This window comes from Kitasatospora sp. CM 4170, assembly GCF_032110285.1.
GTDB lineage: Bacteria > Actinomycetota > Actinomycetes > Streptomycetales > Streptomycetaceae > Kitasatospora > Kitasatospora aburaviensis.
On the sequence record NZ_CP134877.1, the window covers coordinates 2060167 to 2086866 of the forward strand.

The following is a 26700-nucleotide window of genomic DNA, read 5'->3' on the forward strand; positions in this document are numbered from 1 at the left end:
GAAGGAGGCCGCCGGCGGCCGCCCGGTCAGAGCCGCCAGTGGACGGGCTGCTCCGGCTCGTAGACGCAGAGCGTGCCGGTGCGGACGGCGTTGGCCAGGTGGCGGCCGAGCGGCGGGTGGGTGCGGGCGATCCGGTCGATGGCGGCGCGGATGCGGGCGGTGACGGCCGTGCGCGCCCGTTCGGCGGCCGAACCGGTCCGGCGCGGGCGGCCGCCCAGGCCGTACGCGGCGGAGAGCTGGCCGACCAGCGCGTCCCGCTCGACGGCGATCCGGGCCGAGCGCTCGGCGTCCCCGGCGGCGTCGGCCTCCGCGGACTCCTCGTCCAGCTCGTGGAGTCGGCGGCGGTAGGCGGCCCGGGCGGTGGCGTCGATCAACTCCCCCGTGTCGGCGGGCTGGTGGAGGTCGGCTCCGACCCCCGCTGCCCCCGGCCCCGGCATCGACGGCGCCGGTGCCGACGCGGTGGCCAGGTCGAGCGCGGCGACGGGCGTGCCGGGACGGGCCAGCAGCGCGGCGAGATCCCGCAGTCCCTTGCTGTCGGCGAGCCGGACCTCCTCCCCCGCGTAGCGGAGCTGCCAGAACTCGCCCTGTCGGCGGAAGACCTGCCCGTCCGGGGCGGGGGCCCCGGGTTCCCCCTCCCCCTCCCCGGCAGCGGCCGACGGCCGGGGGCCGAGCGGTGCCAAGGCGTCGGCCTCGCGCGCGATCCGCTCGGCGAGGCGCGGCGCACCGAGCGCGCGGGCGGTCGCGAGGGCCGCGGTGAAGTGCTCCCGTGCGACGGCGGATCGGCCGAGGACACCGGCGAGGAGGCCGAGGTGGCGGTGGACGGGACCGCGGACCGCGGCCCCGATGCCCTCCACCACCAGCAGCTCGCGGTGGGGGTGCAGGGCGTCGTAGAGGCGGCGGGCGAGGGCGCGCAGCTCGGCGTCCTCGTCGCTCTCGGGGCCGGCGGGGTCCTCGGGCCCGACATGGCCGACGTGGCCGGTGGGGCCGGTGGGGACGGTGGGAACGGCCGGCTCGTCGGGACCGCCGGGCCCTGCGGTCCCGACGAGGGCCAGCGCCTCGGCGCCCTGGGCCAGCATCGGCAGCCACTCGCTGTCCACCGGGGCGGAGTCCAACAGCGGTGCGGCGGCGGCGAGTCGGCGCCGGGCCTCGGCCCGGTCGCCGAACTGGGCGGCGACCAGCGCGACCGCCACCCGGGGCCAGACACCCGGCAGCGCGTCCAGCGGGGGCATCCCGGCGAGCATCCGGGCCAGCTCCTCGGTCCGGCCCGTCTCGGCGTACAGGCACCAGCGCTGGGTGGCGGCGAGCAGCGCGGCGTTGGGGCTGTCCGCCCGCCGCCCGAGCTCCTCCGTCTGCGCCAGCGCGGCCGGGCAGTCCTCGTACCGGCCCTCCAGCAGGGCGCGCATGCCACGCCAGAGCGGCACGTACCACGCGTAGAACGGCCGGCCCAGCGCCCTCGACACCGCCTCGTACGCCTGGCTCTCGGCGTCCACCGCGGCCAGCTCCCCGCCCTCCAGCAGGGCGACCAACCGCAGGCGCCGGCCGAGGAGTTCGAGTTCGCGATCGGGTTCGGGCAGACCGCGCGCGAGGTCGACGATCTCGCCCGCCCAGGCCCGGCGCCCGGTGCGGTGCGCCGGACCGGAGCGCGCGTCGCAGAGCGCCGAGAGCGCGTACGCCAGCACGGCGGAGTCACCGCTCGCCCGGGCGGTCCGGACCGCCTCCTCGGCGAGTGCCAGCCGGTCCCGGTCCGGTTCGACCAGCGCGCCGGCGACGGAGAGCCGGGCGGTGACGGCGGCGAGCAGCGCGGCGGCGCCGACCGCGGACCCGGCGGCCGGCTGCACCCCCGGCCCCGGCGGCCGGTCGGGGCGGGCGAGCAGCCTGGTCCGCGCCTCGGCGAGCAGGTCGATCTGCGGGCGGTCGAGCAGTTCCACCTCGAAGCCCACCGGGCCGGAGCCGAGGCCGAGCGCGGCCCGGGCCAACAGGTCCGGGCGGTCGGCGCGGCGGGCAGGGTCGGCGGCGGCGAGGAGGTCCGCCCGGCCCTCCTCGCGGCGGCCCGCACCGAGCCGGGCGGTGCCGAGGCCGACCAGGAGGGACGCCCGCCGGGCGTCGTCGCCGCCGGCCGCGGCGAGCGCGGTCAGAGCCTGCCCGTACCACTGGACGGCGTCCTCGAAGGCGAGCAGCCGGGCCGAGCGGTCCGCCGCCCGGCCGGCGAACTCTGCGGCGGCAGCAGCGTGTTCGGGTCCCGCCAGCAGCAGGTGGCGGGCGGCCCCGGCCGGTCCGGTGTCGCGGCCGCGGTCGGCGAGACCGGCCAGGACGGTGCCCGCCCGCGCGTGCAGCGCGGCGCGGTCGGCCGGGGCGAGGCCGTCCAGGACGGCCTCCCGCATCAACTCGTGGCGGAACTCGCCCGCCCCCGGCTCGACCAGCGCCAGCAGCCCCTCGTCGGCCGCCGCGGCGAGCACCGTCCGCAGGTCGGCCAGCGGCACCCCGGCCAGGTGGGCGAGCACGTCGAGGGCGAAGCGGCTGCCCAGCACGGAGGCCGCGCCGAGCACCCGGGCGCACTCCCCCGGCAGCCGCGCCAGCCGCGCCGCGACGGCCGCCCGGACGGTGGCCGGCAGCGGGCCCGGCCGTTCGGCGCCGCCGTGGCGCAGGAGTTCGGTGACGAAGAAGGCGTCACCGCCGGTGCGCTCCAGCAGCTCCCGGACCTCCGCCGGACCGGTACGCGCCGCTCCGGCGGCGGCGAGCAGCGTCCGGACCTCCGGCTCGCCGAGCGGGCCGACCGGCAGGCTCCGTCCGGCCCGGAGCAGCGCCGCCCGCTCCGCCGTGCGCCCCTGCCAGGCGGCCTCGTCGTCGCGGGCGGTGACCAGCAGCAGCACGGGCGCGGTGCGCAGCGCGGCGGCGAGCTCGGTCAGCAGCCGCAGGGTGGAGGCGTCGGCCTCGTGGACGTCGTCCAGGACGAGCAGCAGCGGGCCGGTCCCGGCGGCGGTGCGCAGGAGGAGGGCGAGATCGGTGCCGAGGCGCCGGCGGGCGGCCTGCGGGTCGCGGGTGCGCGGCTCGCCCCGGGCCGGGGCACCCGCCGGTTCGGTCCCGGCCGCGACGAGGGCGCGCAGCCCGGGTGAGGACCGGACCAGCCGGCTGCAGGCGGTGTCGGCGGCGGCGAGCTCGTGCACGGCCTGCGCCCACGGGCCGAGCGGGTCGGCTCGGCCGCCCGCCTGCGGCGGACACCAGAGCCAGAGCGTCCGGAACCCCTCGACCCGGCGGACGGCCTCCTCCGCCACCCGCGTCTTGCCCGCGCCGGCCGCACCGGTGAGGACGGTCAGGCCGCCCCGGCCGGCCCGGGCGTCGGCGAGCGCCGCGGTCAGCTCGGCCAGCAGGTCGGCTCGGCCGACGAAGGGAAGCACGGGCATCGGACCGTCCTCTCCACCGCGGGGACACCCGGGACCGCCCCCGCTCCGAGGGTAGGCCGCCGGACCGGGCCGCCGCCCGGCGATGCGGGCGGCGGGCAGCGGGCGGCGGGCAGCGGGCGGCGGGAGTTCGAAGACGGGCCCCGGGCCGCCGCCCGGTGGCGGGCCGGGGTGCGGCGGGCGCAGGCTGGTGAGAGGCGGTCGGCAACCGCCGGCCCGGACCCAGGAGGTGCGAGGGCGATGGCGAAGTTCATGGACGTCCACCACGGTATGACCGGGATCACCGAGGAGCAGCTGCGGATGGCGCACCAGGCCGATCTCGACGCCGAGGGCGCCGAGGGCGTGCACTTCGAGCAGGCCTGGGCCGACCCCGCATCGGGCACCGTCTACTGCCTCTCCGAGGCTCCGTCCAAGGAAGCCGTGATGCGGGTCCACGAGCGCACCGGCCACCCGGCGGACGAGATCCACCCGGTGCCGCTGATGGTCTGACGGCCGCCGGCTCTCTCCGGCCCGGGGGCTCGCGCGGGTCGGCGCGCGGCCCCGGGCCGGACGCCGCGCCACGTCGTGCGGGCGCTGCGGGCGCTGCGGGCGTACGGATTCAGACCGGCTGGGCGGTCGCCACCGGCATGAAGTGGGTGACCTCGGGCGGGTGCGCGAGGTAGCGCAGCTCGCCCTCCGACCAGACCGGCCGGATCCGCCACATCGGCCCGGCGTACCCGCGCAGGGCCTCCTCGTCGCGCCACCGGCTCACCACCAGCACCCGGTGGCCGTCCTCGGTGACCGAACGCAGCAGCTCACCGCCCAGGCAGCCGTCCGTCTCCCCGAGCTGCGGGATGACCTGCGAGAGCAGCACGCTGCAGAACTCTTCGACGCGCCCGGCCATGACCTGCCCGGCCCAGATCCTGACGATCACGGCTACCACCTCCCACGGAGCCCTTGGCCCCATTATCGGCGCAAAACCGCTGGTGGGGAGGGGCGTCGGAGGGTTTCGCGAACGGCGATCGGGGCCGCCGGGCGGGGCTCCGCTAGATTTCCCGGCATGACCACAACATCGGGGACCGTCACACCGTCAACCACCGGGCCCGCGACGCCGGATCGCGCGCCGGCGAGCCTGTTCGAGTCGCTCCGCGCGGACGCCGTCCGCGAGGCCGCGCAGCTGCGCGAGATCTACGAGCAGCCGGGCGACCACGCCCGCCGCAAGCAGGTGGACCACATCCACGACGTGGCCCGGCGGCTGATCGCCTGCTCCTCGCTGGTCTTCGTGGCGAGCGCCGACGCGGCCGGCCGGTGCGACGTCTCGCCGCGCGGCGGGCCGGCCGGGCTGGTGTCGGTGCTGGACGAGCACACCCTGGCGATACCGGACGCCACCGGCAACAAGCGGCTGGACACCCTGCACAACGTCGTCGAGACCGGCCAGGTCGGGCTGATCTTCGTGGTGCCGGGCCGGGAAACCACGCTGCGGGTCAACGGCCGCGCCTGCGTCTCCACCGACCCGCGCCTGCTGGAGCAGCTGACGGCGGTCGGCAAGCCGCCGCGCAGCGCGATCGTGGTGGCGGTCGAGGAGGTCTACGCACACTGCCCGAAGGCGTTCCTGCGCAGCTCGGCGTGGAAGCCGGAGAACTGGCTCGGCAAGGACGAGCAGCCGAGCTCGGCCGAGGTCACCCTCTCCCACCTGCGGGACCCGTCGCTGACCATCGAGGCGATCGAGCAGGCCGAGCGCGAGTCCCTGCTCTACCGCTACGAGTAGCCGCACGCGCCCGCCGTCCGGCGGCCGGGGCGGCCGGGGCGGGGGCGGCCGCCGGGCGGGTGAATCCGCGCCGGGCGGGGTTCGCGGGCGCGCCGGGCGGACGGCCGCTCGGTTGAATGGACGGATGGACTGCGTCTTCTGTGCGGTGGTCGCGGGCACCGAGGCCGCCCACCGGGTGCTGGACGAGGAGGCGGCGGTGGCCTTCCTGGACCGGCGGCCGCTCTTCCCCGGCCACGTCCTGGTGGTGCCGCGGGCCCACCACCGGACCCTGGCGGACCTGCCCGCGGCGGAGGTGGGCCCGTTCTTCCTGCAGGTCCAGCGGGTGGCGGCGGCCGTGGAGCGCGGGCTCGGTGCGGCGGGCAGCTTCGTCGCGGCCAACAACCGGATCAGCCAGTCGGTGCCGCACCTCCACGTCCACGTGGTGCCGCGCAACCCGAAGGACGGGCTGCGCGGCTTCTTCTGGCCGCGCGGGAAGTACCCGGACGAGGCGGGTGCGGCCGAGGTCGCCGAGCGGCTGCGGGCCGCGCTGGCCGCCACCGGGTGAGCCCCTCCGGCCGCGCACCGGGGCGCCGGGTCCGTCGTCCGGACCCGCGCCCCGGGGCCGCCGGCGCGGTCAGCCGACCCGGACGTTGTCCAGGACCCAGTACCAGTTGTTGCTGCCGGTGTACCGGAACCGCAGCCGCAGCCGGCTCGCGCCCGCCGGAACGGTCAGCAGCAGGCTCTGCCGGCCGTTGGTCTCGGCGGTGTAGCTCTTGACCGGCACCGGCGTGCCGCCGTCCCAGACCGCCAGCACCTGCGCGGTCTGCGCCCCCTCCTGCTGGTAGTAGGTGGTGTAGGAGACCGGCACCGCGCTCAGCCCGGCCACCGGGTACTCCGGGCTGACCAGGGTGGTGTCGTAGTCGCCCTTGAACGTCTTGTCGGCCCACTCGTCCGAGTCGGCGACCGCGAAGACGTTGCGGGAGCGGACGTTCAGCTCGCGGTACTGGTCGCGCTGGGTCTTGGTCCAGAACTCGTCGGTGGTGAAGGACCAGCCGCGCCACTCGGTGACGCCGCCGGTGCCCATCGCCGAGTTGTCGATCGACCAGCCGCTCGGCGGGGTGTGGGTGAAGCCGATCGTGCCGGCGGCGATGCCGGTCTCGTCCACCGGCCCGGTGAGCTGCGGGCGCAACGCGTCGAAGGCGTCCGGCACGAGGCCGGGGATCGGGCTGCCGTCGAGCTGCCAGGCCGGGTCGATCGCCAGGCCGAGGTGGGCGATGGCGGTGGGCGCGATGTCGACGATGCGCACGTCGTGGCGGACCGAACCGGCCGGGAAGGCCGAGCCGGTGGCGATCACGAAGGTCTGCCGCTCGCTCCAGGTGGAGCCGCCGTGGCCGCCCGCGTCGGTGTGGCCGTGGTCGGCGGTGACCATGATCAGCCAGTCCTCCTGCCCGTACGTGGCACGGCCCCGGACGGCGGCGACGATCTGGCCGACCTGGGCGTCCACGCCGTGGATCGCGTCCAGGTAGGCCTGGCTCGCGGCGCCGCTGGAGTGGCCCGCGTGGTCGACGTTGTCCAGTTGGACGAAGACGGCGTCCGGGTTGCCGTCGCGGAGCCTGGCCACGGCGCGGGCGGTGGTGCCGGTGTCGTACTCGGCGGACGGGGTGGCGACGCGGGTGTCGACCTTGCCGGAGTAGATGGTGTCGGCGATCGGTGCCCAGGAGGCGACCGCGTAGGTGGAGAGCGCGGGGGCGGCGTTCTCGATCCGGGTCAGGAAGTCCGGGTAGGCCGCGAAGGCGGGCGCGGTGAAGTTGTTGTCCCTGACGTTGTGCTTGTCGGGCCAGACGCCGGTGGCGATGGTGGACCAGCCGGGGCCGGAGGCGGTGGCGGCCATCGGGTTGGCGTAGAGGCTGCTGGCGGCGGTGAGGCCGCCGGCCATCAGCGCGTCCAGGTTGGGCGCGTCGGCGTCCTTGATGCGGTTGAGCATCGTGCCGTCCAGGCCGATGACCAGGACCTTCGGGGTGCGGGCGGCGGCGGTCGCCGCCACGGCGGTACGGGCCAGCGGGCCGGCCGCGAGCACGGCGGCGGCGCCGAGGAGCAGGCTGCGGCGGGGGAATCCGGCGGCCACGTTCGTCTCCTGATGCTTCGTCACGGCGGGGAATGGGGCGGAGGAGGAGCGGTGACAACGGTCGGAGCGGCGGGTGGACGGCGGTCGCCGGGGTTTCGTCCCGGGCGTGAACAGTGCTCGAATTCGGTCCAGACCCGTTACCATTCGGTGATCAGAAGAGGGCTGCGCAGGGTGCCCGTGCGAGAGGCGGTTCGCGCGCGGCGGCCCGGCGACGCAGGTCGGCCGGCGCTTCCGGCAGTCAGTCGGCGCCGGGGCGTCAGTCGGCGCCGGGGCGTCAGTCGGCTTCGAGGCGGGTGGTGAAGCTGAACCGGTCGCCGCGGTAGAGCGAGCGCACCCGCTCCAGCGGGACGCCGGCGGCGTCCCGGGTGAGCCGGTGCAGCAGCAGCATCGGCAGCGCGGGCGGCGTCCCGATCAGCAGGGCCTCCCGGGGGGAGGCCAGCACCGTCTCGATCCGCTCGTCGGCCGCGCCGAACTCGACCCCGGCCTTCTCCCGCAGGAACGCGTAGAACGACGAGCCCGGGTCGAACTCCCGCTCCAGCGCCGGGACCCGGGCCACCGCGAGGTAGGTGCTCTCCAGTCCGACCCGCTCGCCGTCGGCGAGCAGCACCCGCTCCAGGTGCCAGACCTGCTCCCCCACCGCGAGGCCCAGCTGCCCGGCGAGCGCCGGGTCGGCGGCGAACCGCTCCAGGCCGATCAGGGTGCGGCCCGGGATCCGCCCCTGCCGCCGGACGCCCTCGGTGTAGCTGGCCAGCGAGAGCGGCTGCTCCAGCTTGGGCCCGGCCACCACCGTACTGCGGCCGCGCCGGCGGACCCGGCCCTGGATCAGCAGGTCCCGCAGGGCCTGGCGGAGCGTCTCCCGGGCGACCTCGAAGCGGGCGGCGAGGTCGCGCTCGGTGGGCAGCACGCCGCCCTCGCCGAGCTCGTCGAGAAGCTCCTCCAACCGGCCCTTGACGGCGTAGTACTTGGGCACCCGGCCGTGCTCGGGGATGCCGGCCCGGATCGGCGCGTCGAGGCCGCCGGGCGGCGGGGTGGCGGGGCCGGGGGTCTGGTCCATCCGGACATCCTCCCAGACCCGGCCCCGCGCCCGGGCCCGGTGGACCGCCCCGTGCGACCCCCGGCGCGACCGGCCACCGGCGCGACCGCCACCCCCTCGATCCGGTCCGGCCTTCGCACTCCACCGCCCGATTCAGGCCGAATCCGCGGACGTGTCGCGCCAACCTCCGGGCAAACCCCTTGACAGGTATAGACCATTCCGCTTGAGTCTCGGTCAGCCCCGCACCCGGCCCGCACCCCGGTCGGCCCGTCCCCCACGACGAGCCGCCACACCGCGGGGCCGCCCCGCCCCGACACCCTCCCTGCCCTGCCGGGCACCACCACGCGCCCGGCAGCACTCCCTGCGCCGAACCTTCCCGCCTCCACGACCGTGCGGCCCCCACCGCACAAGGGGTGATCAAGTGTCCGTGAAACGCCTGCTCGCACTGCTCTCCGCCGTCATCACGGCGCTCGCGCTCGCGCTGCTGCTGCCCGCCGCCCCCGCCGGCGCCGCCACCTGCGCCGCGCCCTGGAACGCGGCCACCGCCTACACCGGCGGAGCCACCGTCTCCTACGGCGGCCACAACTGGAACGCCAAGTGGTGGACCCAGAACGAGGCCCCCAGCACCGCCGGCTCCGGCGTCTGGTCCGACCAGGGCGCCTGCGGCGGCACCGGTCCCACGCCCACGCCCACCGCGGGCAGCTGCGACTACCCGGCCTGGGTGGCCGGCCGCACCTACACCACCGGGAGCATCGTCCGCTACACCAACGGCGGGCTCTACCGGGCCACCCACGACAACCCGGGCTACGACCCGGTGATCAGCACCTGGTACTGGGAGCCGTACACCTGCGGCCCGGCGCCCACCGGCACGCCCACCACGACCCCGAACCCCGGCGGATTCCCGGTCAGCCAGGCGCAGTTCAACCAGATGTTCCCGAACCGGAACGCCTTCTACACCTACCAGGGCCTGCTCGACGCGATCGGCGCCTACCCCGGCTTCGCCAACACCGGCAGCGACACCGTCCGCCGCCAGGAGGCCGCCGCCTTCCTCGCCAACGTCAACCACGAGACCGGCGGCCTGGTGTACGTGGTCGAGCAGAACACCGCCAACTACCCGCACTACTGCGACACCTCGCAGCCGTACGGGTGCCCGGCCGGGCAGGCCGCGTACTACGGACGCGGCCCGATCCAGCTGAGCTGGAACTTCAACTACAAGGCGGCCGGGGACGCCCTCGGCATCGACCTGCTGCACAACCCCAACCTGGTGCAGACCGATCCGGCCGTGGCCTGGAAGACCGCGCTCTGGTACTGGAACACCCAGACCGGGCCGGGCACCATGACCCCGCACAACGCGATGGTCAACGGCTACGGCTTCGGTGAGACGATCCGCAGCATCAACGGCAGCCTGGAGTGCAACGGCGGCAACCCGGCCCAGGTGCAGAGCCGGATCGACGCGTACCAGAACTTCACCCGCATCCTCGGCACCGTCCCGGGCCCGAACCTGGGCTGCTGACGGTCCGACGGCTCCACCGGCCGGGCCCGCGGCTCCGCCAGGCACCCGGAACCCGGGCTGCTCCCCGAGGCGTAGCGGGGAGCAGCCCGGGCGGCGGACCGGCGGGGTGGGGAATCATCGTCCCGGCGGACGACGGCGCAGCCGACGCGCCCTAGGCTCACCGCCATGAACGACCTTGGCAGCCTCGTCCAGCAGACCGCCGACCGGCTCGCCGGCCACCACGTCGGCGCGGTGGTCGCCGGACTGGCCGGCGGCGCGGTGGAGATCCGCGGTGCCGGGCGCACCGGCGGCACCGACCCCGCCGGCGACGTGCCCGGCCCGCACACGCTGTTCGAAATCGGCTCGGTGACCAAGGTGTTCACCTCGCTCGCGCTGGCGCGGCTGGTGCTCGCCGGGTCGGCCGCGCTCGACGAGCCGCTCGCCGTGGTGCTCGCGGACGCACTGCCGGCCGGTGCCGCCGTGCCCGCCAGGGGCGGCACCCCGATCACCCTGCAGCACCTCGCCACCCACACCTCCGGCCTGCCCCGGCTGCCCGCCGGGATGCTGCTGCCCGCGCTGCTCAACCCGAACAAGCCCGACCCGTACCGCCACTGCACCCGTGACGCCCTGCTGGCCGGGCTCGCCCGGACGAGGCTCCGCACGGCGCCCGGGCGCGGGTTCCGCTACTCCAACCTTGGAGCGGGGCTGCTCGGGCTGGCCCTCGCCCACCGGTCCGGCCTCGGGTACGAGGAGCTGATCGCCCGCGAGGTCTGCGCACCCCTCGGGCTGACCGACACGGTCGTGGCGGTCGACGGCGAGCGGTCCGCCCGGCTCGCCCGGGGCCACACGACCGGCGGCCGGCCGGTGCCCGCCTGGCACCTGGCGGACCTGGTCGGGGCCGGCGGGCTGCACTCGACCGTGAGCGACCTGGCGGTCTTCCTGCAGGCCCAGCTGGCCTCCGGCCCGGACGGCGGCTCGCCCCCGGCACCCGCGATCGCGCTCACCCGGGAGGTCCGCCACCGCGTCAACCCGTTCGCCTGGGCGCACCTCGGCTGGCTCGGCCACCGCCTGCACCAGCGCCAGGGCGGCCACCTGCAGATCTGGCACAACGGCGGGACGGGCGGCTTCCGGTCGTTCGTCGCCTTCGACCCCGAGAAGCAGGTGGGCGTCATCGCGCTGGCGAACAGCCGGCGGGCGGTCGACCCGGCCGGCGTGGCCCTGCTCCGCTCGCTGCAGAAGGGCTGAGGCGCGCCCTGGGGCGCGGCGATCGACGGGCGGACGCCCGCGCTCCCACAACTTCATAGGGTTGGATTCCCAAACTCACTACTCTCTAGTAAGTTTGGAAATCCAACGACCCTCAGAGGAAGGCGGCCGTCATGCGTGACGCCGTGATCGTCGAAGCCGTCCGCACCCCCATCGCAAGGGCAAGCCGGGGGGTGCCCTCTCCGGCGTCCACCCGGTGGAGCTGCTGGCGCACACCCTCGGAACCCTGATCGCCCGCAGCGGCGTCGACCCGGCGCTCGTCGACGACGTCATCGGCGGCTGCGTCGACCAGGTCGGCGAGCAGGCCATGAACACCACCCGGTACGCCTGGCTGGCCGCCGGACTCCCCGAGTCGGTGCCGGCCACCACGGTCGACCGGCAGTGCGGCTCCTCCCAGCAGGCCGTCCACTTCGCCGCCCAGGGGGTGATCGCCGGGGCGTACGACCTGGTGGTGGCCTGCGGGATCGAGTCGATGAGCCGGGTGCCGATGTGGTCCAACGTGCCGCCCGGCGCGGACCCGTTCAGCGCGGCGATCGCCGCCCGCTACCCCGGCGGGCTGGTCCCCCAGGGCGTGAGCGCCGAACTGATCGCCGCCAAGTGGTCGATCACCCGGGAGGCGATGGACGAGTTCGCCACCGCCTCGCACGCCAAGGCCGCCCGGGCCCACGCCGCCGGGAGCTTCGCGGCGGAGCTGGCCCCGGTGACGGTGCCGGACGGCACGGTGGTCACGGCGGACGAGTCGGTGCGGCCGAGCACCACGCCCGAGGTGCTGGCCGGCCTCCGGCCGTCCTTCGCCGACCCGTCCTTCGCCGAGCGCTTCCCGCAGATCGACTGGTCGGTGACGGCCGGCAACAGCAGCCCGATCAACGACGGCGCCTCAGCCGTCCTGATCACCAGCAGCGAGACGGCCGCCCGGCTCGGCCTGCGCCCGCTGGCCCGGCTGCACTCCTTCGCGGTGACCGGCTCGGACCCGCTGCTGATGCTCACCGGCGTCCTGCCCGCCACCGAGAAGGTACTGCGGCGCTCCGGGCTCTCGCTCGCGGACATCGACCTGTTCGAGGTGAACGAGGCCTTCGCCAGCGTCGTCCTGGCCTGGCTGCAGGAGACCGGGGCCGACCCGGCGAAGGTGAACGTCAACGGCGGCGCGATCGCCCTCGGACACCCCCTCGGTGCGAGCGGCACCCGGCTGATGACCACCCTGGTGCACGCGATGCGCGAGCGCGGCGCCCGCTACGCGCTGCAGACCATGTGCGAGGCGGGCGGCCTGGCCAACGCCGTCGTCCTGGAGGCGCTGGAGTAGGCCCAGCTTTCGGTGCGGGCCACGCCGGGCCGGCCCGTACCGGGCCCACGCCGGGCCCCGGCCGGGCCGCCACCGCCGGAACGAGCGGGCGGCCGGGCCCGCGTGGGAAGATGGCAGGGCTGGTGGAAACGATCTCCGGGCGGTTCTCTGGCCATGGTGAACGAGCAGCGGGATGCCGACGGGCCCGGCCGGTCGCGCCGGGGCGAGCCGGGCGGGGAATCGCGCCCGGACGCCCTGCTGATGGTGCCGATCGCGACCGCGCTGATCGAGGCCGACGGCCGGATCCTGCACTGGAGCGACGACGCGGAGGCGCTGCTCGGCTACAGCGCCGACGAGGCGATCGGCGCCAAGGCCGCCCAGCTGCTGGTCGCCGACAACGAGCGGCCCGACGTGCTGGAGCTGTTCCAGGAGATCCTGGACGGCCGCGGCTGGTCGGGCGTGTTCCCGGTCCGGCACCGGGACGGCCACCACGTCAACCTGGAGTTCCGCACCCACCCGATCGCCGGGCCCGGCGGCAGCCCGCTGGTGCTCGCCGTGGCCTCCGACGTCACCACGCTGCGCCGGATCCAGTCGGACCTCGCCGTGCTCGACGGGTTCTTCACCCAGTCCCCCGTCGGCATGGCCGTGTACGACACCCGGCTCGCCTTCGTCCGGCTGAACGAAGCCCTCGCCCGGGTCAACGGCTTCACCGTCGAACAGCACCTGGGGCACCGGCTCACCGACCTGCTGCCCGGGATCAACGGCGCGGAGAGCGAGGCCGTGATGCGGCAGGTGCTGGAGAGCGGCGAGCCGGTCCTGGACACCCGCTCGCACGGCCGCACCCCCGGCGACCCCGCGCACGACCACGCCTGGTCGGCCTCGTACTTCCGGCTGGAGGACCAGGCCGGCGAGGTGCTCGGGGTCAGCTCGACCGTCGTCGACATCACCGAGCGGTTCCGCGCGGACGCCCGGGCCGCACGGGCCCAGGAGCGTCTGGCCCTGCTCGTCGACGCCACCGCGTCCATCGGCACCACGCTCGACCTGCGGCAGACCGCCCGCGAGCTGGCCGACGCGATGGTCCCGCGGGTCGCCGACATCAGCGGCGTCTTCGCGCTGGAGGCGCTGGTGGCCGGCCGCAACGTCGAGCCGCCCGACCCGGCCGCCCCGCACCTGGTGCGCCGGCTCGCCCTCGCCACCGACGACCCCCTCTACCCGGCCGAGGCCCTGCCGGTGGACACCGTCTACGAGCTGGCGCCCGATTCGCCGTACGCGCGGGCGCTGATGACCGGGCGGACGGTGGTGGTCCCGTCGTGGGAACTGCCGCTGCTGAGCGAGGGGATCACCGAGAGCCGCCGCCAGGCCTACCTCGGCGACCGGCCGCGCTCGGTGCGGATCACCCCGCTGGTCGCGCGCGGCACCACGCTCGGCATGGTGGTGTACTCACGGCGCGGCGAGCGGGAGTCCTTCGCCGAGGCGGACATCACCCTCGGCGACGAACTGTCCTCGCGGGCGGCCGTGGCGATCGACAACGCCCGCCTCTACCTGCGCCAGCACCAGACCGTACTGGCCCGCCAGCAGGCGCTGCGCGAGGCGAAGGCCGCCCAGGAGCGGCTGGCACTGGTCAACTCCGCCTCAGCCAGGATCGGGACCACGCTCGATCTCGCCCACACCGCCCAGGAGTTGGCCGAGGTCGCAACGCCCCGGCTGGCCGACACCGTGGTGGTCGAGGTGCTGGACGACCTGGTCCGCGGCGAGCGCGAGGCCCGCAGCATGCCGGACGGCTCGGCCCTGCTTCGCCGGATGGCGTTCCACTCCGCGCAGGGCTCCACCCTGGAGCCGATCGACCGGACCGGCGGGGTGCACCGGTTCCGGCCCGGCTCGCCGTACGCGTGGAGCCTGCGGCACCGCAAGCCGGTGCTGGTGCCGCGGATGGACGAGGCCGGCATGGCCTGGTTCGCCGACGACCCGGTGCGGACGGAGGCCGTGCGCGAGCAGAACGTCCTCTCCTTCATGGTGGTGCCCCTGATCGCGCGCGGCGCGCCGGTCGGCGTCGCCGGCTTCTACCGGACCGTGGTGGAGCGCCCGTACGAGGACGACGACCTGGCGCTGGCCGGGGAGTTGGCGGTGCGGGCCGCGGTGTCGATCGACAACGCCCTGCTGTTCACCCGGGAACGCGACGCCGCCGCCGCCCGCCAGCGCGCCCTGGACGAGGCCTGGGCGGCCCAGCAGCGGCTGTCACTGCTCAACGAGGCCAGCACCCGGATCGGGACCACGCTCGATCTGCACCGCACCGCCGAGGAGTTGGTGCAGGTGGTGATCCCGCGCTTCGCCGACTTCGTCACCGTCGACCTGCGCGACACGGTGCTCAGCGGCGACGAGCCGGGACCCGTCCCGAACGACGGCTCGGTGCTGATGAGGGCGGTCGCGGTCGGCGAGGCGAGCACCGACGGGACCCTGTCCGAGGCCGCCGACCAGGTCGGCGAGACCTCGCAATCGGCGAAGATCTACGCCGAGAGCCTGCGCACCGGGCGGTCGATCCTCGTCTCGGAGGTGGACGAGGAGGCACTGCGCCGGATCGTCGCCTCGCCCGACCGGGTCGAGCCCGGTGTGAACGCCGGGGTGCACTCCTACCTCATGGTGCCGCTGCTGGCACGCGGAATCGTGCTCGGCGGTGCGGAGTTCATCCGGATCCGCAATCCCGTCCCGTTCGGCCAGGCCGACCGGGCGCTGGCCGAGGAGCTGGCCGCACGCACCGCGCTCGCGATGGACAACGCCCGGCTGTACCGGCGCGAGCGGGACACCGCGCTGACCCTGCAGCGCAGCCTGCTGCCGCAGGAGATCCACCGCACCCTCGGCCTGGAGATCGCCTACCGCTACCTGCCCAGCAGCGTGGTCAGCGAGGTCGGCGGCGACTGGTTCGACGTCGTGCCGCTCTCCTCCGGCCGGGTCGCCCTGGTGGTCGGCGACGTGATGGGCCACGGCATCCGCGCCGCCGCCACCATGGGCCAACTCCGCACGGTCGCCCGGACGTTGATCACCCTTGAGCTGGACCCGGCGCGGGTACTGCACCGCCTGGACGAGGCCACCACGGCGATCGGCGAGGGCCAGTTCGCCACCTGCGTCTGCGTGGTGTACGACCCGGTGGAGCGGCACTGCACCGCCGCCTGCGCCGGCCACCTGCCGCCGGTGATCGCCGAGGCCGACGGCCGGGCCCGGCTGCTGGAGCTGCCGGCCGGCGCCCCGCTCGGGGTCGGCGGAGTCCCGTTCGAGAGCGTCGAGTTCACCCTCCCGGAGGAGGGCATCCTGGGCCTCTACACCGACGGCCTGGTCGAGCGGCGCGGTCGCGACCTCGACGAGGGCCTCGACCTGCTCTGCCGCACCGTCGCCGACCGGCACCGCTCGCTGGAGCAGACCTGCGACGCCGTGCTGGCCGAACTCACCGGCCGCACCAGCGAGGACGACATCGCGATCATCCTGGCCCAGGTCCGGCCCGCCGGCTCGGACCGGATCGCCACCCTGCCGCTCAGCGACGACCACGCGATGGTCGCGCACTCCCGCCGGTTCACCCGGGACACGCTCATCGAGTGGGGCCTCGGCCCGCTCGCCGACTGGGCCGAGCTGCTCACCAGCGAGCTGATCACCAATGCCCTGGTGCACGCCGGCTCCCCGGTCCAACTGCGCCTGTTCTACAACCGGGTGCTCACCGTGGAGGTCGCCGACCGGGACGCCGGCACGCCCCGGATGCGGCGCGCCCGGGAGGAGGACGAGGGCGGGCGCGGCATGCACCTGGTCAACGAGCTGGCGCACCGCTGGGGCAGCCGGCGCACCCGGGACGGCAAGGTGGTCTGGTTCGAGCTGGAGCTGCCGCCGGGGGCATCGGGCCGGTAGGACGGGGGCGGCGTGCGGGCGGGGGCGGCGGGGTGCCCGGGCGCGGGTACCCGGAGCCCGCCGGCCGGGCGTGCCGCACCCCGGCCGGCCAGGGAGGACAACGGATCGTTGTCGTCGGACCGGTGCGGTTGTTCGCCCGCTCGGGGCGCGTGGGGATTGGCTGGGTCCATCAACCGAACGGCCCGACCGATCCGAGGAGCCCGCCGTGGACCAGCTCGACCCCCGTACCGTCGTGGAGCGCTACGTGACCGCCATCGCCGAGGGCGACCTCCCCACCGCGGTGGCCTGCTTCGCCGAGCACGCCACCTGGGAGTACCCCGGCGACCTGCCGCTGTCGCGGGTCTGGCAGGGCAAGGCCGCCATCGTCGAGGACTTCCTCGGCTCGGCGGGCACCCTGTTCGCCCCCGGCGGCGGCCCGCGGATCACCCTCACCGGCCTGATCGCCGACGGCCCGCAGGTCGTCGCCGAGTGGACGGCCCATGGCACGGCCGCCAACGGCTCCACCTACGACAACCGGTGCCTGGGGATCTTCACCGTCGAGAACGGGCTGATCACGGCGGTCCGCGAGTACCTTGACACCCAGCACGCGGCGCGGACGCTGTTCGCGGAGCCGGCCGCCTGAGCCGCGGAGGTGCCGAGCCGGGGGCCGGGCGCTGCGGTCCGCCGACGTCCGACCCGCGCCGGTCCGCCCGGCCCGGTCGGCCGACGTCCGGCCCGGTCAGTCCGGCAGGAGCAGGTTGACGTCGCCGAACTCGTGCCAGAGGTAGCGGTGCCGGACGGCCGCCGCGTAACAGCGCTCCAGCAGGGGACGTCCGGCCACGGCCGCGAGCATCAGCAGGTGCGAGGCCCGGGGCTCGTGCCAGCCGGTGAGCAGGCCGTCCACCACCCGTACACCGCGCTCGGGGGTGATCACCAACTCGGTCCAGCCGTCGGCCGGGTGGACGGTTCCGTCGGTCCCGGCCGCCGACTCCAGCGCCCGGACGACGGTGGTGCCCACCGCGATCACCCGGCCACCCCCGGCCCGGACGTGGCCGACCAGCCGGGCGGTGGCGGCCGGCACGCCGAACCGCTCGGCGTAGGGCGGCTCGTGGGCCTCCGGGGAGGCGACCCCGGTGTGCAGCGTGACGGGCGCGACCAGCACCCCTCGCCCGGCCAGCCGGGCCACCACCTCGGCGCTGAACGGCCGTGCCGCACTGGGCATCTCGCTGCTGCCGGGCACGGTCGCGAACACCGTCTGGTAGGCCTCGATCGGCCAGTCGCGGTCCACGTAGCCGTACCGGACGGCCTTGCCGTGGCGGCCCAGATACGCCACCAGGGGCCCGGGCAGGTCGAGTCGGGCGTGCCAGAGGCGGGCGGTGAACGGTTCGGTCAGCTCCGCCCGGGCTCCGCCCGGCAGCGCCACCCGCAGGCCCGGACGGGCCGGCGACTCGTCCGGCGGGTAGTAGGCGGGCGCGGCGCCCGGGACCACCCGCCGCAGCTCGACCAGGTACGCCCCCCGCCGGTCCGGCTGCGCGGAGGAGAGGTGCAGGGCGACCGGGGTGCCGTCGGGCAGGCAGCCGGCCAGGGCGGCGGGCAGGGTGGCCGAGTTGTTGACCACGAGGAGGTCCCCCGGGCGCAGCACCTCGGGCAGCTCGGTGAAGCGCCGGTGGTCGAGCGCGCCGCCGTCGCGGCGGCCGACCAGCATCCGCACGCCGTCGCGGGTGGTGCCGCGGGCCTCGGCGGGGGCGCGGGCGGAGAGTTCGGGCGGGACGGCGACGTCGATCCCGGGGTCGGCGGCTGCGGTCATCGCCCACCCCCGACCGGGGCCGGCTCGGTCGGGGCGGTGGCGGCCGCCGGGGCCTCCGGGGCTGCCGCGGCTCCGGCGGCTCCCGTCGGCTCAGCCTCCGTCTCCGACTCCGACTCCGACTCCGCCGTCGGCAGGAGGTCGGCGGCGCGGTAGCGGCCCGAGGCGGGGCGGCCGTGGACCAGGGCCAGCAGCGCGGGGACGACGGTCTCGGGCAGCGGCCGGTCGGAGATGTCCTCGCCGGGGAAGGCCTCCTGGTGCATCCTGGTCCGCATGTCGCCCGGGTCGACCGCCCAGACCCGCAGCTCCCGCTCCTCCTCGGCGAGTACCGCGGAGGCGTGGTCCAGCGCGGCCTTGCTGGCACCGTAACCGCCCCACCCCGCATAGGCCTCGACGGCGGCGTCCGAGCTGACGTTGAGCACCGCCCCGGCCCGCTCGCGCAGTTGGGGCAGGACGAGCTGGGTGAGGGCGATCGGCCCGAGCACGTTGACCTCGAAGGTCTCCAGCAGGCCGGGCAGCGGGAAGTCCGCGAAGCGGGGAAGCGGTGCGCCGGCGAGGTCGTAACCGGTGAGCGTGGAGGCGTTGTTGACGAGCAGGCTCGCGCCGCCGAGCCCCGCGGCGGCCTCGGCCAGGCGCTCGCGGTGGTCGTCGTCCACCACCGACCCGGCTGGTGCGACGACCTTGGTGAGGGCGGCCAGTTCGGCCGCGACGACGGAGAGTTCGGCCGCGTCGCGGGCGGTGACGACCAGCTGCCAGCCCTCGGCGGCGAGCTCCCGGGCCAGCGCGAGGCCCAGCCCGCGCGAGGCGCCGGTCACCACCGCGACCGGCGCGGCGGACGCGGCGCGGGCGGCGGGCGGGAGGTGCCCGGCTTCGGTGCCGTGCGCGGCTTCGGTGCCGTGCGGGGCGGCGACGTCGGTGTTCTGCGGAACGTTCATGGCACCACGATCGCTCCGGCGCGGTCCCGTCCGGATCGGCCACCGGCCCCGGAGGCCGGTCGTCCCTTCGCCCTAGACCGACCGCCCGAGCGCCGGTCCGCCGGTCTGCCCGACCGCCCGACCGCCGGAGAGGGAGGGCCTAGCGCCGCGGCGCCGCGCCGTCGGCCCACCCGGCCGGGTCCGACCACGCGGCCAGGGTGCGGCGGCTCTCGAAGCGGCGCGGGCGGCCGGTCAGCGGATCGGTGAACTCGATGCCGGAGGCGAGCAGTTGCAGCGGCCGGCGGAAGTCGTCCGGGGCCGGGTCCGGCAGCAGCACCGGGTACACCGGGTCGCCGAGGATCGGCACACCGAGCCCGCTCATGTGCAGCCGCAGCTGGTGGGTGCGCCCGCTCAGCGGCCGCAGCCGGTAGCGGCCGAGGCCGTCGCGGTGCTCCGCCAGCTCGATCCGGCTCTCGCTGTTCGGCGGGGCGTCCAGCTCCTGGGCGGCGATGACGCCGCGCTCCTTGACGATGTGGCTGCGCACGGTGCGGGGCAGCGCCAGCGCCGGATCGTAGGGCGCGACGGCCCGGTACTCCTTGCGGACCAGGCGGTCCCGGAAGAGCGTCTGGTAGGCGCCCCGGTCCTCCGGGCGCACCACGAACATCGCCAGGCCCGCGGTCAGCCGGTCCAGCCGGTGTGCGGGGCTCAGGGCGGGGAGGCCGAGGGCGTGCCGCAGCCGGGACAGCGCCGTCTCGACCACGTGGCGCCCGCGCGGGGTGGTGGCCAGGAAGTGCGGCTTGTCGACCACGACCAGGCGGTCGTCGTGGTGCAGCACGTCCAGCTCGAAGGGGACGGGGACCTCGGCGGGCAGGTCGCGGTGGAGCCAGAGGTGCGCGCCGGGCCGGAAGGGCTCGTCCGGCCCGACCGGCCCGTCCTCGCCGACGATCTCGCGCCCGGACAGCAGCGCGTCGATCCGCTCCGGCGCGACGGTGGGAAGGCGCTCGGCCAGGTAGGCGCGCAGCGTCGGCCATGCGTCCTCGGCGGGCAGCCGGAGGTGCACCGGGTCGACCCCGAGGCGCTGCGGAAGGGGGGCGGGTGGCACCTTGCTCTTGCGTCTCATCTCGCCGCCAGCTTAGGGCGTGTCGTTCGGGTCAGGCCTGGGTCCTGTCCGACGCCGCCCCGCCCGGCCCGGACCGCCCCCGGCGCCCCCGCCCCCGGCGACCCCGTCCCCGGCCGGCCCCGCCGCCGCTCCGACGTGCCGGGTGGTGCGGGAGCGGTGGAGAGTGGACGGTGAGGCCCGCTGTCCGACCGAACCCCGGGAGGTGTGGCGTGTGACCGCCGACGGCCCGCCGGACGCCCTGCCGCCACTGCGCCTGCCGCGGCGGACCAGGTGGCTGCTGGCCGGCGCGGTGCTGCTGCTGGTCGCCGCGGTGGTGGTGGACCTGGTGACCGGCCCGGGGACGACCCTCTCCCCGGTGCTCGCGGTGGCGCCGATGCTGGCCGGGGCGACCACCCGGCGGGCCCGGCGCCCGCTCGTGACCGGGGCGATCGCCACGGCCCTCGTCGCCGTGCTGGAGGTCGTCAACGGCAGGCTGCCCTCCTCCGTGCACCTGGCCGCGCTGGTCACCGTGGTCGCCGCCACGCTGGTCAGCGCGGGGAACGTCGTCCTGGTGGCGGCCCGGGAGCGCGAGCTGTTCGAGGTCCGGACGGTGGCCGAGGCCGCGCAACGGGCGCTGCTGCGGCCGCCGCCGGAGCACCTCGGCCCACTGCGGGTGGCCGTGCGGTACGTCGCGGCGGCGGCCGAGGCCCGGATCGGCGGGGACCTCTACGAGGCGGCGGACGGCCCGCAGGGCGTCAGGGTGCTGCTGGGGGACGTGCAGGGGCACGGGCTGCCGGCGGTGGAGACGGCGGCGGACGTGCTGGGGGTGTTCCGCGAGGCGGCCCGGACCGAGCCGGACCTCGGCCGGCTGGCCGAGCGGCTGGACGCGGCACTGGCGGGCCGTCCGGAGAACGACCGGTTCGTGACGGCGGTGCTGCTGGCGGTGGACGGGCCAGGCGGCCGGCCCGGGTTCGTCAACTGCGGACACCCGCACCCGCTGCTGCGCCGCGCGGGCCGGGTGACCGAGCTGGTGCCGCCGGAGCACGCCCCGCCGCTGGGCCTGCTCGACCTGCTCGGCGGTCACTACCGGGTGGGCTCCTTCGACCCCGGCCCGGGCGATCTGCTGCTGCTCTACACCGACGGCGTCTCGGAGGCCCGCAACGCGGCCGGCCGGTTCTTCCCGGTGGCGGAGCGGCTGGCGGAGGTCACGGCCGGCAACCCGGAGGACGTGCTGGACGCCCTGCTGGCGGAGGTCCACGCCTGGGTCGGGGACGCCGGTCTGGCGGACGACGCCGCCCTGCTGGCCCTGCGCTGGGAGCGCTGAGCGGTCGCGGGCGGGCCCCGTCGGGGCCGTGCCGGGCCCCGCGTGCGCCGGCAGGGCCCCGATGTCAGCGGCCCGTGCAAGGCTGTGCGCGGGTCGGCGGGGTGCCGCACCGTCCGGAGTCGTGAGCGGAGTGCGCCATGGGTACGAGGTCGAGCGGGGCGTTCGAGGTGACGGCGTTCGAGCCGGAGGAGACGGACGAGGGGCCGGGTGCGACGCTCGGCCGGGTCCGGATCACCAAGGAGTTCACGGGCGGCCTGACCGGCCGGAGCACGGTGCGGATGCTCTCCGTGCTGGACGGTGCGGGCGGGCCGGCGGCGTACGTCGCGGTGGAGCGCTTCACCGGCGAGCTGGACGGCCGGAAGGGGTCGTTCGTCCTGCAGCACGCGGCGCCCGGCAGCAGCGGCGAGCGGCTGGCGATCCGGGTGGTTTCCGGCACGGGCGCGGGCGAGCTGGCCGGGATCACCGGCACCTTCGAGCTGACCGTGGACGACGAGGGCCGGCACACCTACACCCTGGAGTACGAGCTGGGCTGACGACACGGGCCGCCCGCCGCCCGCGCGGCACCGCCTCGGCCGATCGGCGCGCTGACACGATGATGCGATCAGTGCACGATCGATCGCGGAGGGTGGCGCATGCCCGGTACGGCGGAGGCGGCAACGGCAACGGCGGGAAGCGTGGCGGCGGCGGAGCACGGCCGGCGGCCGCGCCTGCGCCGGGTGGACGGGGCGATCCGCCGGCTGCGGGCGATCGGCGCCGCCCTGCCGGCGGGCGACGGCGTCGCCGTGTTCAACCGGATGTACCTCACGGTGACCGAGGCGGTGCGCGACCGGCTGACGCGGCCGTACTTCGCCGACCCGGCGGCGATGGCCGAGTTGGACGCGGTGTTCGCCGGGCGGTACCTGCTGGCCGTGGACGCCGTCGCGGCGGGGCACCGGCCGCCGGCCTGCTGGCGGCCGCTGTTCGAGCTGCGGGCGCACCCGGGTGTGCACCCACTGCAGTTCGCGCTGGCCGGGATGAACGCGCACATCCAGCACGACCTGCCGCTCGCGGTGGTGGACACCTGCCGCCGGCTCGGCTGCGCGCCGGGGCGCCTCGCCGGGGACTACCGGCGGATCAACGGACTGCTGGCCGGCGTGGAGGCGGACGTCCGGGAGCAGCTGATGCCCGGGCCGGACGTGCTGGAGCGGGTCGAGCCGCTGACGCACCGGGTGGGCGCCTGGTCGGTGGACACCGCCCGGGACGCGGCCTGGGCGAGCGCCCGCGCCCTCTGGGAGCTGCGCGGCTCGCCGTGTGCGGCCTCGGCGCTGGCCGAGGCGCTGGACGCCTCGGTCGGCCTGCTCGGCCGCGCCCTGCTCACCCCGCTCGGACTCACCGAGGAGTGCGACCGGGAACGCGACCATGAGTGCGGTCAGGAACGCGGCCAGGAGTGCGGTCAGGGGTCCGGCCGGAAGCACCGCCCGACGCGCGACCGGGAGCGCACCCGGGACCGCAACGGGGCTCCCGGCCGGGAGCCCGCCCGGAACCCGGCGGCCGGCCGGCTCCCCGGGGCGGGGAACCGGCCGGCCGTCGGACGGGAGCGCCGGGGCGATCAGGCCCAGCTGGAGTGCAGCGGCTTGCCCTCGGCGTAGCCGGCCGCGCTCTGGATGCCGACCACGGCCTTCTCGTGGAACTCCTCCAGGCTGGAGGCGCCCGCGTAGGTGCAGGAGCTGCGCACGCCGGCCACGATCGAGTCGATCAGGTCCTCGACGCCCGGGCGGGCCGGGTCGATGAACATCCGCGAGTGCGAGATGCCCTCCTCGAACAGCGCCTTGCGGGCCCGGTCGTAGGAGGAGTCCTGGGCGGTGCGGTTGCTCACCGCGCGCGCCGAGGCCATGCCGAAGGACTCCTTGTACTGGCGGCCGTCGGCGGCGGTCTGCAGGTCGCCCGGCGACTCGTAGGTGCCCGCGAACCAGGAGCCGATCATGACGTTGGACGCGCCGGCGGCCAGCGCCATCGCGACGTCGCGCGGGTGGCGGACGCCGCCGTCGGCCCAGACGTGCTTGCCGAGCCGGCGCGCCTCGGCGGCGCACTCCAGGACGGCGGAGAACTGCGGGCGGCCGACGCCGGTCATCATCCGGGTAGTGCACATGGCACCGGGGCCGACGCCGACCTTGAGGATGTCGGCGCCCGCCTCGACCAGGTCGCGGACACCGTCGGCGGAGACCACGTTGCCGGCCACGATCGGGATCTGCGGGTCCAGCCCGCGCACCGCCTGCAGCGCGCTGATCATGCTCTCCTGGTGGCCGTGCGCGGTGTCGACCACCAGCACGTCGGCGCCGGCCTCGATCAGGGCCTTCGCCTTGCCCGCGACGTCGCCGTTGATGCCGACGGTGGCGGCGATCCGCAGCCGGCCCTGCGCGTCGACGGCCGGGGTGTAGAGGGTGGCGCGCAGCGCGTTCTTGCGGGTCAGGATGCCGACCAGGCGGCCCTCGGGGTCGACCACCGGGGCGAGCTTGCGGTGCGCCTCGCTCAGCTTGTCGAAGGCCGACCGCGGGTCGATGCCCTCGTCGAGCAGCACCAGGTCGCGCGACATGACGTCGGCGAGGCTGGTGAAGCGGTCGACGCCCTGGCAGTCGGAGTCGGTGACCACGCCGACCGGCCTGCCGTCCTCGACCACGACCAGCGCGCCGTGCGCCCGCTTGTGCAGCAGCGAGAGCGCCTCGGCGACGGTGGCGCCGGGGGCCAGGGTGATCGCGGTGTCGTGCACCAGGTGGCGCTGCTTGACCCAGCCGATGACCTCGGCGATCACCTCGGTGGGGATGTCCTGCGGGATGGCGACCAGCCCGCCGCGGCGGGCGACGGTCTCGGCCATCCGGCGGCCGGCGATCGCGGTCATGTTGGCGACGACCAGCGGGATGGTGGTGCCGGTGCCGTCGTTCGAGGAGAGGTCGACGCCCTGGCGGGACCCGACCGCGGAGCGGCTGGGGACCATGAAGACGTCGTCGTACGTGAGGTCGTACGAGGGCTGAAGATCGTTCAGGAAACGCATGGGGGGAACTCCGGCGTTCAGTGGATACACCTTGGGTGCGGACTGGGCCGGGAACGGGTGGACGCACATGGCTCCCTTGACCCGTGGACCAATCCTCGCCGAACCACGGGTGAAAACGCCAGTCCGCGAACCTTTGCTGGCGCAGTGCACAAACCGTGATCACTGTGCCGCGTCCCGGACTGGAGGTTCCTCCAAATGATCGGGTTTTCGCCCCGCCCGTGTCCCCTCCCGTAGCATTCACGCGGTAAACGGTGAGGCGAACCAGGAAGCGGCAGTGGGAATGACGGCGGGTACGGACATCGAGCGGGACAGCGGTATCGAGGGCACCGAGGAGGAGATCGACTACGGTCCCGGCCTCGACCCGGAGCGCCTGCGGCTCTGCCTCGACGTGCTCGCCGAGCTGGACACCCTGCACGTCGACCACCCGGACGCGATCACCGTCCGCCAGGCCGTCGGCGGCATATTCCGCACGCTCAAGCAGCGCCGCCGCCAGGAGACCCGGGCCCGGAAGACCGCCAACGACCGCGCCGTGACCGCCCGCACCGCCACCGGGGCACCGACCCGGATCGACGACGAGACGGCCGGCGCCTTCGGCCTGACCACCGTCACCACCACGGAGATCGCCGGCATCCTGGAGCGCCCCCGCTCCTGCTACACCTGCAAGACCCGGTACGTCGAGGTGGACGCCTTCTACCACAACCTCTGCCAGGACTGCGCGGTCAAGAACCGCTCCCGCCGGGACGCCCGCGCCGACCTCACCGGCAAGCGGGCGCTGCTCACCGGCGGCCGCGCCAAGATCGGCATGTACATCGCGCTGATGCTGCTGCGCGACGGCGCCCACACCACCATCACCACGCGCTTCCCCAACGACGCGATCCGCCGCTTCAAGGCGATGCCGGACAGCGCCGAGTGGATCCACCGCCTCAAGGTCGTCGGCATCGACCTGCGCGACCCCGCCCAGGTGCTGGCGCTGGCCGACGAGGTGGCCGCGGACGGCCCGCTGGACATCCTGATCAACAACGCCGCGCAGACCGTGCGCCGTCCGCCGGAGTCCTACCGCGAGCTGGTCGCCGCCGAGTCCGCGCCGCTGCCGGCCGGCGAGCTGCCGCAGTCCACCACCATCGGCCGCTTCGGCAGCGGCAGCGTCGACCTGCCCGCGCTGCCGCACCAGGCGGGCGGTGAGGGAGAGCGGATCTCCGCCGAGGACGTCACCTCGTTGGCCCTGGTCACCGGCTCCGCCACGCCCGCCCGGATCGAGGCCGGCACGGCCATCGACGCCGGCGGCCTCGTCCCCGACCTCGCACCCACCAACAGCTGGGTGCAGACCGTCTCCGAGGTCGGCCCGGTGGAGCTGCTGGAGGTCCAGCTCTGCAACTCCACCGCGCCGTTCATCCTGATCAGCCGGCTCCGCCCGGCGATGGCCGCCTCGCCGTCCCGCCGCAAGTACGTGGTCAACGTCTCCGCCATGGAGGGCGTCTTCGCGCGCGGCTACAAGGGCGCCGGCCACCCGCACACCAACATGGCCAAGGCCGCGCTGAACATGCTGACCCGCACCAGCGCGGAGGAGATGTTCCAGGCCGACGGCATCCTGATGACCGCCGTCGACACCGGCTGGATCACCGACGAGCGCCCGCACCCGGACAAGATGCGGCTCCACGACGAGGGCTTCCACGCCCCGCTCGACCTCGTCGACGGCGCGGCCCGGGTCTACGACCCGATCGTCCGCGGCGAGCAGGGCGAGGACCTCTACGGCTGCTTCCTCAAGGACTACGAGCGCGCCAACTGGTAGGCCGTGCCGCCTGGTTGACCGCGCCACCCCGACAGACCGAGCCGCCCGGCAGACACCGGCCCGAAGGAGAGACCGAGTTGACCACCGCACCGCTGATCGGCGCCGGCGTGATCGTCCCCACCGGGGACGGCCGGGTCCTGATCGGCCGCCGGACCACGGCCGGCGAGCCGCCGACCTGGAGCCTGCCCGGCGGCAAGGTGGACACCCCCGGGGAGTCCTTCGAGCAGGCCGCCGCACGGGAGTTGGCCGAGGAGACCGGCATCGTGCTGCCGGCCGGGGAGATGCGGGTCCTGGGCGTCCTGCTCGACCACGAGCTCGGCCGGCCCCGGCTGACCGCGGCCGTCCTCGCGCCGCCCAGCCTGGCCGCCGCCGAGGTCACCGAACCGCACGCCTGCGCCGGCTGGGAACGGTTCCCGCTGGACGCCCTGCCGGAGCCGATGTTCTACCCGTCCGCGCTGGTGCTGGGCAGCTGGCTGACGGACCGTCCGTCCGCCCTCCGTCCGGGCACGTACGCCTACCCCGTCGCCCGCTGAGCGCGGACGACGGGGCACCGCCCGGG

Annotated in this window: 19 protein-coding genes and 2 pseudogenes; 13 read left to right on the forward strand and 8 right to left on the reverse strand. The window is 75.6% G+C overall.

Annotated elements, in window-relative coordinates:
• Window positions 1–26 precede the first annotated feature (26 nt).
• On the reverse strand, window positions 27–3401 hold the full coding sequence (locus RMN57_RS08205) for an AAA family ATPase (protein WP_313762725.1): 3375 nt from the start codon (window positions 3399–3401) through the stop codon (window positions 27–29).
• Between the two features lie 237 nt (window positions 3402–3638).
• Here RMN57_RS08205 and RMN57_RS08210 point away from each other — a divergent pair, with 237 nt between their 5' ends.
• Window positions 3639–3887: an SCO4226 family nickel-binding protein gene (locus RMN57_RS08210; protein WP_313762726.1), complete on the forward strand. Its 249-nt coding sequence runs from the start codon at window positions 3639–3641 to the stop codon at window positions 3885–3887.
• A gap of 109 nt (window positions 3888–3996) precedes the next feature.
• On the opposite strand, the gene RMN57_RS08215 is transcribed toward RMN57_RS08210, so the two are convergent.
• Window positions 3997–4311 carry an antibiotic biosynthesis monooxygenase family protein gene (locus RMN57_RS08215; protein WP_313762727.1) on the reverse strand — a complete coding sequence of 105 codons (315 nt, stop codon included), beginning with the start codon at window positions 4309–4311 and terminating at the stop codon, window positions 3997–3999.
• A 126-nt stretch (window positions 4312–4437) separates the two neighbouring features.
• On the opposite strand from RMN57_RS08215, the gene RMN57_RS08220 reads away from it, so the two are divergent.
• Entirely contained in the window at window positions 4438–5145 is a 708-nt protein-coding gene (locus RMN57_RS08220) for an MSMEG_1061 family FMN-dependent PPOX-type flavoprotein (RefSeq protein ID WP_313762728.1), read from the forward strand.
• Window positions 5146–5269: 124 nt separating this feature from the next.
• The gene (locus tag RMN57_RS08225; RefSeq protein WP_313762729.1) at window positions 5270–5689 is read left to right on the forward strand and encodes an HIT family protein; all 420 of its coding nucleotides are present in this window, start codon (window positions 5270–5272) and stop codon (window positions 5687–5689) included.
• Between the two features lie 69 nt (window positions 5690–5758).
• Here RMN57_RS08225 and RMN57_RS08230 read toward each other — a convergent pair whose 3' ends face one another.
• Both RMN57_RS08230 and RMN57_RS08235 read right to left on the reverse strand, forming a co-directional pair.
• Window positions 5759–7273 carry an alkaline phosphatase family protein gene (locus RMN57_RS08230; RefSeq protein WP_313762730.1) on the reverse strand — a complete coding sequence of 505 codons (1515 nt, stop codon included), beginning with the start codon at window positions 7271–7273 and terminating at the stop codon, window positions 5759–5761.
• A gap of 250 nt (window positions 7274–7523) precedes the next feature.
• On the reverse strand, window positions 7524–8303 hold the full coding sequence (locus tag RMN57_RS08235) for a GntR family transcriptional regulator (protein ID WP_313762731.1): 780 nt from the start codon (window positions 8301–8303) through the stop codon (window positions 7524–7526).
• Window positions 8304–8709: 406 nt separating this feature from the next.
• Here RMN57_RS08235 and RMN57_RS08240 point away from each other — a divergent pair, with 406 nt between their 5' ends.
• The 5 genes and pseudogenes from RMN57_RS08240 to RMN57_RS08260 all read left to right on the forward strand — a co-directional run bounded on the left by RMN57_RS08240 (window position 8710) and on the right by RMN57_RS08260 (window position 16826).
• The gene (locus RMN57_RS08240) at window positions 8710–9795 is read left to right on the forward strand and encodes a glycoside hydrolase family 19 protein (protein WP_380233818.1); all 1086 of its coding nucleotides are present in this window, start codon (window positions 8710–8712) and stop codon (window positions 9793–9795) included.
• A 165-nt stretch (window positions 9796–9960) separates the two neighbouring features.
• Window positions 9961–11019 (forward strand): serine hydrolase domain-containing protein, encoded by a 1059-nt coding sequence (locus RMN57_RS08245; RefSeq protein WP_313762733.1) that lies wholly within the window; start codon window positions 9961–9963, stop codon window positions 11017–11019.
• Window positions 11020–11150: 131 nt separating this feature from the next.
• Window positions 11151–12337 (forward strand): annotated as a pseudogene (locus RMN57_RS08250) (thiolase family protein).
• A 153-nt stretch (window positions 12338–12490) separates the two neighbouring features.
• Window positions 12491–16204, forward strand: a complete 3714-nt coding sequence (locus RMN57_RS08255) for a SpoIIE family protein phosphatase (RefSeq protein ID WP_313762734.1) — start codon at window positions 12491–12493, stop codon at window positions 16202–16204.
• Between the two features lie 205 nt (window positions 16205–16409).
• Entirely contained in the window at window positions 16410–16826 is a 417-nt protein-coding gene (locus RMN57_RS08260) for a nuclear transport factor 2 family protein (protein ID WP_313762735.1), read from the forward strand.
• Window positions 16827–16922: 96 nt separating this feature from the next.
• On the opposite strand, the gene RMN57_RS08265 is transcribed toward RMN57_RS08260, so the two are convergent.
• From RMN57_RS08265 to RMN57_RS08275, 3 genes and pseudogenes are all read right to left on the reverse strand, one after another.
• Window positions 16923–17990 (reverse strand): S-adenosylmethionine:tRNA ribosyltransferase-isomerase, encoded by a 1068-nt coding sequence (locus tag RMN57_RS08265; protein WP_313762736.1) that lies wholly within the window; start codon window positions 17988–17990, stop codon window positions 16923–16925.
• Window positions 17991–18121: 131 nt separating this feature from the next.
• Window positions 18122–18922: pseudogene (locus RMN57_RS08270) on the reverse strand (SDR family NAD(P)-dependent oxidoreductase); the annotation flags it as partial.
• Between the two features lie 139 nt (window positions 18923–19061).
• A complete protein-coding gene (locus RMN57_RS08275) occupies window positions 19062–20021 on the reverse strand; it encodes a pseudouridine synthase (protein ID WP_313762737.1) in 960 nt (319 codons plus the stop codon).
• A 211-nt stretch (window positions 20022–20232) separates the two neighbouring features.
• Between RMN57_RS08275 and RMN57_RS08280 the strand changes: the two genes are divergently transcribed.
• The 3 genes from RMN57_RS08280 to RMN57_RS08290 all read left to right on the forward strand — a co-directional run bounded on the left by RMN57_RS08280 (window position 20233) and on the right by RMN57_RS08290 (window position 22952).
• Window positions 20233–21324, forward strand: coding sequence for a PP2C family protein-serine/threonine phosphatase (locus RMN57_RS08280; RefSeq protein WP_313762738.1), 1092 nt, complete (start codon window positions 20233–20235; stop codon window positions 21322–21324).
• 137 nt (window positions 21325–21461) lie between these two features.
• Entirely contained in the window at window positions 21462–21857 is a 396-nt protein-coding gene (locus tag RMN57_RS08285) for a DUF3224 domain-containing protein (RefSeq protein ID WP_313762739.1), read from the forward strand.
• 99 nt (window positions 21858–21956) lie between these two features.
• A complete protein-coding gene (locus tag RMN57_RS08290) occupies window positions 21957–22952 on the forward strand; it encodes a DUF5995 family protein (RefSeq protein WP_313762740.1) in 996 nt (331 codons plus the stop codon).
• On the opposite strand, the gene RMN57_RS08295 is transcribed toward RMN57_RS08290, so the two are convergent.
• Entirely contained in the window at window positions 22913–24352 is a 1440-nt protein-coding gene (locus RMN57_RS08295; RefSeq protein ID WP_313762741.1) for a GuaB1 family IMP dehydrogenase-related protein, read from the reverse strand. The two genes, RMN57_RS08290 and RMN57_RS08295, sit on opposite strands and share 40 nt — an antisense overlap.
• Before the next feature lie 280 nt (window positions 24353–24632).
• Between RMN57_RS08295 and RMN57_RS08300 the strand changes: the two genes are divergently transcribed.
• Together RMN57_RS08300 and RMN57_RS08305 are read left to right on the forward strand one after the other, a co-directional pair.
• Complete coding sequence (locus RMN57_RS08300) at window positions 24633–26141, forward strand: SDR family NAD(P)-dependent oxidoreductase (protein WP_313762742.1); 1509 nt, start codon at window positions 24633–24635, stop codon at window positions 26139–26141.
• A gap of 77 nt (window positions 26142–26218) precedes the next feature.
• Window positions 26219–26674, forward strand: coding sequence for an NUDIX domain-containing protein (locus RMN57_RS08305; protein ID WP_313762743.1), 456 nt, complete (start codon window positions 26219–26221; stop codon window positions 26672–26674).
• The last annotated feature ends 26 nt before the right edge of the window (window positions 26675–26700 follow it).